Here is a 10,496-nt window from a genome sequence, read left to right as displayed (position 1 = left end):
GAAAGAAGGCAACAACATCAAGTACAGCCTGAACCGTGACCTGAAAGTGGATAGCGTGACTGCGGGTGATACGGTTATTAACAACGACGGTATGACCATTACTGGCGGTCCAAGCGTGACCAAATCCGGTATTGATGCTGCGGGCAACAAGATTACCAATGTTGCAGCAGGGACCGAAGGCACTGATGCAGTCAATATGGATCAGTTAAAGACTTCTGCAGCGGGTGCAAAAACTGAAGTTGAAGCTGGCAAGAACATGACTGTTGACAATACGACAGGTGCAGATGGCCAAACCATCTATACCGTGGCGACTGCAGATGATGTCGAGTTCAATTCGGTGAAAGTCGGTGACGTCAACATTGATGGCGCAACAGGCAAAATCAGTGGTGTGACCGATGGTACGGTGGCAGCAGGTTCTACAGAAGCGATCAACGGTAGCCAGTTACATGGTACAGCACAAAGCGTATCTGATGCCCTAGGTGGTGGTTCAACTGTCAATCCAGACGGCACAGTGACTGCGCCGAACTACAGCGTGAACGGCACTAGCCTGAACAATGTCGGCGATGCAATTACCGAGCTGGACAAAGGCTGGAACTTGCAATCTAACGGTGCCAACAGTGGCGCAGTTAAAGCAGGTGATACCGTTGATATCGGTACCGCAGATGGCGAAGAAAACCTACAAGTTGCGAAAGATGGCAACAACATTAAGTACAGTCTGAACCGTGACCTGAAAGTGGATAGCGTGACTGCGGGTGATACGGTTATTAACAACGACGGTATGACCATTGCGGGCGGTCCAAGCGTGACCAAGTCTGGTATTGATGCTGCGGGTAATAAGATTACCAATGTTGCAGCAGGTACGGACGGTACCGATGCGGTCAATGTAGATCAGTTAAAAGCTTCTGCAGCGGGTGCAAAAACTGAAGTTGAAGCTGGCAAGAACATGACTGTGGATAGCACGACAGGTGCAGATGGGCAAACCATCTATACCGTGGCGACTGCAGATGATGTCGAGTTCAACTCTGTGAAAGTCGGTGACGTGAACATTGATGGCGCAACAGGCAAAATCAGTGGTGTAACCGATGGTACGGTGGCAGCGGATTCTACAGAAGCAATCAATGGTAGCCAGTTACACAATACTGCACAAAGCACTGCAGATGCCTTGGGTGGCGGTTCAACCGTTAATCCGGACGGTACAGTCTCTGCACCGAACTACAGCGTGAACGGCACTAGCCTGAACAATGTCGGTGATGCAATCACTGAACTGGACAAAGGCTGGAACTTACAGTCGAACGGTGCCAACAGTGGCGCAGTTAAAGCAGGTGATACCGTTGATATCGGTACCGCAGATGGCGAAGAAAACCTACAAGTTGCGAAAGATGGCAACAACATTAAGTACAGTCTGAACCGTGACCTGAAAGTGGATAGTGTGACTGCAGGCGATACCGTGATCAACAATGACGGTATGAGCATCACGGGTGGTCCAAGCGTAACCAAATCTGGTATTGATGCTGCGGGTAATAAGATTACCAATGTTGCGGCAGGTACTGATGGTACTGATGCGGTGAATAAAGATCAGCTCGATCAGGCGACAGCGGGTGCAAAAACCGAAGTTGAAGCTGGCAAAAACATGACCGTCGACAGCATTACGGGTGCAGATGGGCAAACCATCTATACCGTGGCAACGGCTGATGATGTTGAGTTCAACTCTGTGAAAGTCGGTGACGTGAACATTGATGGCGCAACAGGCAAAATCAGTGGTGTAACCGATGGTACGGTTGCAGCAGGTTCTACAGAAGCAATCAATGGTAGCCAGTTACACAATACCGCACAAAGTACTGCAGATGCCCTAGGTGGTGGTTCAACCGTTAATCCGGACGGTACAGTCTCTGCACCGAACTACAGCGTAAACGGCACTAGCCTGAACAATGTTGGTGATGCAATTACTGAACTGGACAAAGGCTGGAACTTGCAATCTAACGGTGCCAACAGTGGCGCAGTCAAAGCAGGTGATACTGTTGATATCGGTACAGCAGATGGTGAAGAAAACCTACAGGTAACGAAAGAAGGTAATGACATCAAGTACAGCTTGAACCGTGACCTGAAAGTGGATAGTGTGACTGCAGGCGATACCGTGATCAACAATGACGGTATGAGCATCACGGGTGGTCCAAGCGTAACCAAATCCGGTATTGATGCAGCAGGTAACAAGATCACCAATGTAGCAGACGGTGAAGTGGCTGCAGGCTCGAAAGATGCAGTCAATGGCGGTCAGTTGCATGATACGGCAGATTCAGTCGGCAATATTCTGGGTGGTGGTGTCACCAATGAAGGCGGCAAGCTGAATGGTCCATTCACAGTGAATGACAAAGGTTATGACACGGTTGCCGATGCGATTAAAGCAGAAGCTGCGGCTGCAAAAACCGAAGTTGAAGCTGGCAAAAACATGACTGTCGATAGCACGACGGGTGCAGATGGACAAACCATCTATACCGTGGCAACGGCTGATGATGTCGAGTTCAATTCGGTGAAAGTTGGTAACGTCAACATTGATGGAGCGACTGGCAAAATCAGTGGTGTAACCGATGGTACGGTGGCAGCAGGTTCTACAGAAGCGGTCAACGGTAGCCAGTTACATGGTGTGGCAGACAGCGTCAAGAACTCGATTGGTGGTGAAACCAGCTTGAATCCGGACGGTTCTGTGACAACAGCCAATGTGGGTAACACAGGCAAAGACAACATCCATGATGCAATTGACTCGGTGCGTGGCGCAGCTGTTGAAGCGAAAACCACAGTTACCCAAGGCGATAACATGTTGGTCACCGAGTCTAAGAATGCTGATGGCAGTACCAATTATGAAGTTGCTACAGCACGTGATGTGAACTTTGATTCTGTACAAGTCGGCGATGTGAAAATTGACAGCACAACTGGCAAGATCACTGGTGTGGCTGATGGCGACATCAACCCAGACTCGAAAGATGCGATCAATGGTAGCCAGTTGGCGAAGAATGCACAAAGTGTATCTGATGCACTCGGTGGTGGTTCAACCGTGAATCCGGACGGAACCGTGACTGCGCCGAACTACACAGTGAACGGTAACAAGCTCAACAACGTAGGTGATGCAATCACTGAGTTAGACAAAGGCTGGAACTTGCAATCGAACGGTGCCAATACAGGTGCAGTGAAAGCGGGCGACACGGTTGATATCGGCACAGCAGATGGCGAAGAAAACTTACAGGTTGCGAAAGATGGCAACAACATCAAGTACAGCCTGAACCGTGACCTGAAAGTGGATAGCGTGACTGCGGGCGATACCGTGATCAACAATGACGGTATGACTATTGTCGGCGGTCCAAGTGTAACTAAAGCTGGTATCAATGCAGGGAACAAGAAAATCACCGGTGTTGCAGCGGGTGCTGTCAATCCAGATTCAACCGATGCGATCAATGGTAGCCAGTTAAATGCCCAAGGCGAAGGTGTGAAGAACATTATTGGTGGTAATACCCAATACGATCCAAACACAGGCAAATACACCAATCCAGATGTTGGTGGTACAGGTAAAGACAACATCAATGATGCTATTGGTGCGGTAGGCGCTGCTGCCAAAGCGGCGAAAACCACGGTCACTGAGGGTGACAACATGGTCGTAACTGAAAGCAAAAATGCTGATGGTAGTACCAGCTACGAAGTTGCAACCGCAAAAGACGTGAAGTTCGATAGCGTGACTTCGACCGATGATGAAGGCAACGAAACCGTTCTGACGGCGAAAGGCACTCAGGTTAAAGACGGTGAAGGGAACGAAGCCGAATATGGTGCCAAAGGTGTAACGCTGCAAGACCAGGACGGTAACGGTACTGTATTGAATTCAACCGGTCTGGGCTTTGTTGACCCAATGGGCAATAACATTGGACCAAGTATCACTGCCAAAGGCATTGATGCGGGCAATACCGTGATTACAGGTGTTGCGGCAGGTCGCGTTGCAGCCGATTCACAAGATGCCATCAACGGCAGCCAGTTAAAAGGCGTGTCAGATAGCGTGGCGAAGTCGATTGGTGGCAATACCACAGTCAATCCGGACGGTACCATTAACACCAGCAACATCGGTGGAACAGGTAAAGACAACATCAATGATGCGATTGGTGCGGTCGGTGATGCAGCCAAAGCAGCCAAGTCTACGGTGAATGAAGGCAAGAACATTGTTGTGAAAGAAAGCAAAAATGCGGACGGCAGCAGCAATTATGAAGTCTCCACTGCACCAGACCTGGATGTGGATAGCGTGACTGCGGGCGGTACCCGTGTGGATGGCAATGGCTTGACCATCGAAGGTGGCCCAAGCGTGACCCAAGATGGCATTGATGCTGGCGACAAGAAAGTCACAGGTGTCGCGGATGGCGAAGTTGCAGCAGGCTCGAAAGATGCGGTCAATGGCGGTCAGTTAAAAGGTGTTTCCGACAGTGTTGCTGATGTGATTGGCGGAAATACCACGGTGAACCCGGATGGTAGCCTGACCACCAGCAATATTGGCGGAACTGGCAAAAATAATGTCAATGATGCAATTGAGTCTGTGAAGAATGATGCCAAAGCAGCGAAAACCACAGTCAGCAAAAAAGATGACAATCTGACAGTAAACAAAACCCAGAACGATGATGGCAGTACCAACTATGAAGTTGGTCTGGCCGACAAGATCAAGGTGAAAGAGGTTGAAGCGGATCAGGTCACTGTCGCAGGCGATCAAGGTTCTACCAAGGTAACTGGTGGTGGCATCAGTATCACTGGTCCGAAAGGCGAGCAAGGCCCAAGCATGACTACCGATGGTATTAATGCGGGCGGCAAGAAAGTCACCGGTGTGGCTGACGGTGCGATTGCCAAAGGTTCACAAGAGGGTATTAACGGTGGTCAGTTACATCAGTCTTATCAGGATGTTGGCGCAGCGCTGGGTGGTGGCGCAGGCTATGACCCGGATAAGGGCTGGAAAGGTCCAAGCTACAATGTTGCGGGCGGTAATTACAACAATGTCGGCGATGCTTTAGGTGCGCTTGATAACCGTGTAACCAACCTTGGTGACCAGTTACAGCAAGCCTTCTACGACACCAACAAGCGTATGGGTAAACTGGAAGACAAGATGTCTGCGGGTATTGCTGCAACAGCTGCATTGGAAAATGCACCATTTGTTGCCGGTAAGTTAACCATGGCTGCGGGTGCCGCTTATTACAACGACCAGAGTGCAATTGGTGTGACATTTAGACGCACCGCTGATAATGGTCGTTGGTCTCTCACAACTGGTGCTGCGATGGGAAGTGAAGGCAATAGCCCACTGGTCCGTGTCGGCGTAAGTACTGTTATTGACTAAACCTTTTAAAAGGAGGGCCAGCAGGCTCTCCTTTTCCCAACAATAATCAAGTGAGATACATATGAATAAGATTCAAGCCTTAATGATGATTACGCTTGCGGGCTTTGCATTCAGCAGTCAGGCGGATGAAACGGAAACTCCAGTTGAAGCGCAGGGTGAAGTTGAATTAACCCAGGCACAGGACGTGACCTTTCCGGAGGTGAATAAAAGTTATCTTAAGCTGGTCAAGCGTTATGAATATAACGATGTGGCCCGTCTGGATACTGGTATGAACAAGGACCAGTTCCGTCATATTCTGGGTAATCCGCACTTTAGTGAAGGTGTGTTTGCGGTCAAGACCTGGAACTATGTACTGGATATCCGTGTTCCGAATACGCAGGATTATAAACGCTGTCAGCTACGGATTGATTTTGACAAGCACTACATTGCCAACCGCTTGTCTTGGAAAGGTGAGGAGTGTCAGGGATTGATGACTTGGGGTGTCAATAATGTGGTGCCCACACCTTTACCTGCACCTGTTCAGACCGCACCACAAACTGCAACTCTCTTTTTTGCCTTTGATCGTTCAGATGCCAATGCGATTGAGGCAGGCTCAACCAATCTGAATAGCGTGATTGAGGCGATTCAACAATCACATAATCCAGTGATTATATCGGGTTATACCGATCGTTTGGGAAAGTTTAATTACAATCAGGCACTTTCTTCCAGACGAGCCAATACCGTAGCGCAACTTCTGGTCCAGCAAGGCATTGATCCGGCCCGGCTTCAACTACAGGCTAATAGCGAGACCGAGGTCTATCAACGTTGTTCAGGACAGGCACGTAATACCCAGCTAATTGAATGTCTGGCACCGAATCGTCGTGTCAACGTTCAGTGGTAAGTGAGTCTGAATGAACGAGGTGCAGGTGATTTTCACCTGCACTGTCTTAAATGAAATTATATGATTGAAAAATACTTATTTTTTTATTTATATTTTTGAATAAATGGTAAAGTAAGAGGCATATAAAAGAAAAAATGAACCTGAAAAAAAGTAAAAATAAATGAAATCTTAAATTTTTCCTAAAATGATTATTTTAATGTTCTAAAGTGTTAAAAATATCGTGTTGAATTTTGTTAGGGTATAGAGGAGTAAATCCTGAGATAGAATGTATGTTTCATACTTTTTTACATTGCGAAAGAAATATAAAACTACATCTTATTGAAATCGGTAATAAAGATTTAAAACATGCTGTGGTTTTTTTTCTGCTCGATGTTGAAAAGTTTTTTTCGATTATCGATGATCTATCTTTAGATTTCTTCCGTATTATTCTGGTCTATAAGTGTGAATTATTAGATCATAATTTTTCTGAAACAGAGTTTTTAAAAAGTGTGGCCTATTTAGTCGAGCGACTGGAAGCAGAAGATATTCATTGTATATTCGAATCTGATCTCGAATCTGCTTATAAAGACGCATTATGTTCAAGTTCTTTTTTTGATTCTGTGACCATTTGCAGAAGTTTTAATAAAATATGTATGGAGGCTTTTTTTGCGGCCAATCCATATGTATATGAAAATAAAAAGTCAATCGATTTTATCGAGAAAGTTAATCAGCAGATTAATAATACGCTATCGGAAGGAGAGCCTTATTTATTAAAAGTAGCAAAGAAAATGAAACTAACACCACGAATTTTATCAAAAAAAATAAAAAATGAAGGAGAAGAGTTTAAGTTATTAGTAAAACAAAAAAGGCATGAGAAGGCATTGCTTTTATTGCAGGATAAAGATGTGAGCTTATCGGATATCGCTTACACATTGGGGTATACGGAACACAGCGCATTTACACGTGCATTTAAAGGATGGACAGGATGTTCGCCTTGTCAGTTCAGGAAGTATTTTAAATAACCCAATGTGAGGCAGATAATTTGGATATTCGGGATTTAAAAACCTTTATATACGTTGTCGATAACCAGTCTATTACAGTTGCATCCGAAAAGCTGGGTGTGAATCAGTCGACGGTAACCAAACGTATTTATAACATGGAAGAAATACTCAAAGGGGTATTGTTTAATCGAAAAACCAGACCATTACAACTCACCAGCTTAGGTGAAAAAGTTTATTTTAAAGGCTGTTTTATTTTAAAACAGCTTGAATCCCTGGAAAACTTTCATCATCAGGCGGATGAAGTCGAAACCAAGAAAATAAGAATAGGCCTTCCACAAACTCTAGTGGATGATCTGCTGGACTTTGTTTTATATGAAAGCAAGAAAACAGATTTACTCTACGATATTGATATCTCAAGTGGCTGGGGACGCAGCCTCATCCAGCAAATCCAGAATGAAGAGATTGATCTGGCAACATTTATGATTCCATCCAATCTTAGTATTCCCCCTGACTTGCTCTTTACCAAAATTGGTACGCTTGAATTTGTGGTGGTGTGTAAAAAAGGTGAGGGCTATAAATACACCAATCTGGAAAAGTGCAGTAAAAAAGGCTGGATCTTGCACCCAGAAGGTTGCTGCTTCCGGGAAAGTCTGGCGAACCTGTTATATGAACGAAATCTTGGCTTTTATATTAATCGAGAAATTTTTGGGCTTGATCTGCAATTGCAGAGCATCTTAAGAGGTGAAGGTCTGGGAGTTTTCCCGAAACCTTTTTTTGATAAATTTGTTCTAAAGAATAACAGGTTAGAACGTATTCAATTAAAAGATTTTCCGCTTTATCTGAATGTCGGAGTGGTCAAGTCACAAAGTCTGGGTAATGAGGTCGCCCGCTCATTTTTTGATATTGTGAAAAAACACTATTTCTAGTTTAATTTTAAATAATTTTTTTAATAAAAAGCCCTTAAGTTAAAGGGCTTTGTTCTTATTTTATTGAGCATTCTGATATTCATTAATCACTTCAAGTGCTGCCCGAAAGGCTTCCTGAGTGGCGGGTGCGCCGCAATAAGGCAGGCTATGTAATAACACTTCCTGTATTTCCTCGACACTGGCGCCATTGTTTAACGCACCGCGAATATGTCCTTTCAGTTCGGTTGGACTTTTCAGTGCGGTCAGGAAGGCGATCGTCACCAGTGAGCGATATTTACGGGGCAATACATCTTCACGTTGCCAGGTCGATCCCCAGGCATGCTCATTAATCCAGTCTTGTAACGGTTGCGTAAAAGGAACGGTATTGTCCTGTGCACGTTGTACAAATGATTCGCCCATGACTTCGGTACGAACTTTTAATCCATTTTCAAAATCTTGTTGTGACATATTTTTACTCTTTTAAGCATGCAACGGAAAGTGTGAGGTTGCGAAACCCTCTTCATCCTAACTGAATCATTCAGGAAGCTAAAGTCATTGCAATGGACTGACGGTTCTCGAGTTGAATAAAGGAAATTTTCAAACAAGAGGAGCAGTAATTCAATCTCGCTAGCACCTCAATTGTGGATAAGTGAAGCGATATCCACAAAGGCCACAGCCCATCATTTGAGCTGTTGCGATGTATGTCTGGAATAAATTTCGAATCGTGTAAAAGAGATCATGGACTGTTGGGTGAGTTAGGCAATTTCTGTCTGCCCGACGTGATGATAAGCGCGATTAAAATAAACCAGACTGTGCTCATGCTGGCCTTGCTGAATGGCGACGATGCGGCAAATGAAAATGGTATGGGTTCCCACGGCCTGAACCTGCTCAATTTCACAATCAAAATTGACCAGCGCATCTTTTAATACCGGGGCACCGGTTTCTAACTCTGTCCAGACGCCATGTTTAAATCTTTCTTCCGGACTTAAGCGGGATGAAAATGCTGTGGAAATATGCTGATGTTGCGCGCTTAACACATTCACGCTTAACACTTTATTTTCTACAAAATGGACATGGGAACTGGAAGCCTGATTCATACAGACCAGTAAGGTCGGTGGCGTATCGGTCACGCTACATACGGCAGAGGCCGTAAAGCCATAACGACCCGTCAAGCCAGCCGTGGTGATGACACTAACGGCACTGGTTAATAAAGACATTGCGTTTCTAAAGTCTGTCGCTTCAATCATCACGATATTCCCAAATCAAATCCGAGCTGTCTGAATAGAGCAAGGGCTACCTGTTGCAGCCCTTGTCGATCTACAGTTCGGTAAATATTAAGCGGAGAGTTCTCTGCGAACAATGTCGGCACCTGCACTTAAAGCATGCAGTTTGCCTGTGGCTACCTGACGTGATAACGGCGCCATACCACAGTTGGTTGAAGGGTAGAGCTTTTCTGCATCGACGAACTGAAGCGCTTTACGCAGCGTATCTGCAACTTGCTCAGGTGTTTCGATCTGATTGGTGGCAACGTCAATTGCACCCACCATCACTTTTTTGCCACGAATCAGTTCGATCAGGTCCATAGGCACACGAGAGTTCTGACATTCGAGTGAGATAATGTCGATTTTAGATTGTTGTAGCTTTGGAAACGCTTCTTCGTATTGGCGCCATTCTGAACCCAGTGTCTTTTTCCAGTCGGTATTGGCTTTGATACCATAACCATAGCAAATATGGACCGCGGTTTCACATTTCAGCCCTTCCAGTGCACGCTCTAAAGTTGCCACGCCCCAGTCATTCACTTCATCAAAGAACACGTTAAATGCAGGCTCATCAAACTGAATAATATCAACACCGGCGGCTTCGAGTTCTCGTGCTTCCTGATTCAGGATTTTGGCAAATTCCCATGCCAGCTTTTCACGGCTTTTGTAATGACCATCATAAAGCGTATCAATCATGGTCATTGGGCCAGGCAGTGCCCATTTGATTGGTTGACTGGTTTGCTGACGTAAAAATTTGGCATCTTCCACAAACACCGGCTTTTGACGAGATACCGCACCGACCACTGAAGGCACACTTGCATCATAGCGGTTACGGATACGCACGGTCTCACGTTTTTCAAAATCGACGCCGTCCAGATGTTCAATAAAGGTAGTAACAAAATGCTGGCGGGTCTGTTCACCATCGCTGACGATATCAATACCGGCATGGCGTTGTTCTTGTAAGGACAGGCGCAATGCATCCTGTTTGCCTTCAATTAACTGCTCATCTTGCAACTTCCAAGGTGACCAGAGTTTTTCAGGTTCGGCCAGCCAAGACGGTTTTGGTAAGCTGCCAGCAGTTGAAGTCGGTAATAATCGTTTCATAATCAATAATCTTGTTTA

At 45.6% G+C, this 10,496-nt stretch carries 7 protein-coding genes; 4 read left to right on the top strand and 3 right to left on the bottom strand.

The window, feature by feature from the left end:
- From JO943_RS17240 to JO943_RS17225, 4 genes are all read left to right on the top strand, one after another.
- Positions 1-5,350, top strand: a 5,350-nt coding sequence (locus JO943_RS17240; protein WP_202741391.1) for a YadA-like family protein, incomplete at its 5' end; no start/stop codon positions are given.
- Positions 5,351-5,411: 61 nt separating this feature from the next.
- Positions 5,412-6,230 (top strand): trimeric autotransporter adhesin/peptidogylcan-associated protein TpgA, encoded by an 819-nt coding sequence (gene tpgA / locus JO943_RS17235; RefSeq protein ID WP_202741390.1) that lies wholly within the window; start codon positions 5,412-5,414, stop codon positions 6,228-6,230.
- A gap of 269 nt (positions 6,231-6,499) precedes the next feature.
- Positions 6,500-7,231, top strand: a complete 732-nt coding sequence (locus JO943_RS17230) for a helix-turn-helix domain-containing protein (protein ID WP_005228633.1) — start codon at positions 6,500-6,502, stop codon at positions 7,229-7,231.
- Between the two features lie 20 nt (positions 7,232-7,251).
- Positions 7,252-8,136 (top strand): LysR family transcriptional regulator, encoded by an 885-nt coding sequence (locus tag JO943_RS17225; protein ID WP_202741389.1) that lies wholly within the window; start codon positions 7,252-7,254, stop codon positions 8,134-8,136.
- A gap of 60 nt (positions 8,137-8,196) precedes the next feature.
- Here JO943_RS17225 and JO943_RS17220 read toward each other — a convergent pair whose 3' ends face one another.
- The 3 genes from JO943_RS17220 to JO943_RS17210 form a co-directional block, all read right to left on the bottom strand.
- A complete protein-coding gene (locus JO943_RS17220) occupies positions 8,197-8,583 on the bottom strand; it encodes a carboxymuconolactone decarboxylase family protein (RefSeq protein ID WP_005228636.1) in 387 nt (128 codons plus the stop codon).
- A gap of 287 nt (positions 8,584-8,870) precedes the next feature.
- A complete protein-coding gene (locus tag JO943_RS17215) occupies positions 8,871-9,362 on the bottom strand; it encodes a flavin reductase (protein ID WP_009509767.1) in 492 nt (163 codons plus the stop codon).
- 87 nt (positions 9,363-9,449) lie between these two features.
- The gene (locus JO943_RS17210; RefSeq protein ID WP_202741388.1) at positions 9,450-10,478 is read right to left on the bottom strand and encodes a methionine synthase; all 1,029 of its coding nucleotides are present in this window, start codon (positions 10,476-10,478) and stop codon (positions 9,450-9,452) included.
- Positions 10,479-10,496 lie beyond the last annotated feature (18 nt).

This window comes from Acinetobacter sp. 'aerobic (ED)' (assembly GCF_904886855.1).
Taxonomy (GTDB): domain Bacteria; phylum Pseudomonadota; class Gammaproteobacteria; order Pseudomonadales; family Moraxellaceae; genus Acinetobacter; species Acinetobacter courvalinii.
Note: the sequence above shows the minus strand (reverse complement) of the source record. Positions and strands in the feature narration are given on the sequence as shown.

Excerpts from the sequence above, each read along its gene's own strand:
- tpgA (WP_202741390.1), top strand. The coding sequence starts at position 5,412 with ATGAATAAGATTCAAGCCTTAATGATGATTACGCTTGCGGGCTTTGCA.
- JO943_RS17230 (WP_005228633.1), top strand. The coding sequence starts at position 6,500 with ATGTTTCATACTTTTTTACATTGCGAAAGAAATATAAAACTACATCTT.
- JO943_RS17220 (WP_005228636.1), bottom strand. The coding sequence starts at position 8,583 with ATGTCACAACAAGATTTTGAAAATGGATTAAAAGTTCGTACCGAAGTC.
- JO943_RS17215 (WP_009509767.1), bottom strand. The coding sequence starts at position 9,362 with ATGATTGAAGCGACAGACTTTAGAAACGCAATGTCTTTATTAACCAGT.
- JO943_RS17210 (WP_202741388.1), bottom strand. The coding sequence starts at position 10,478 with ATGAAACGATTATTACCGACTTCAACTGCTGGCAGCTTACCAAAACCG.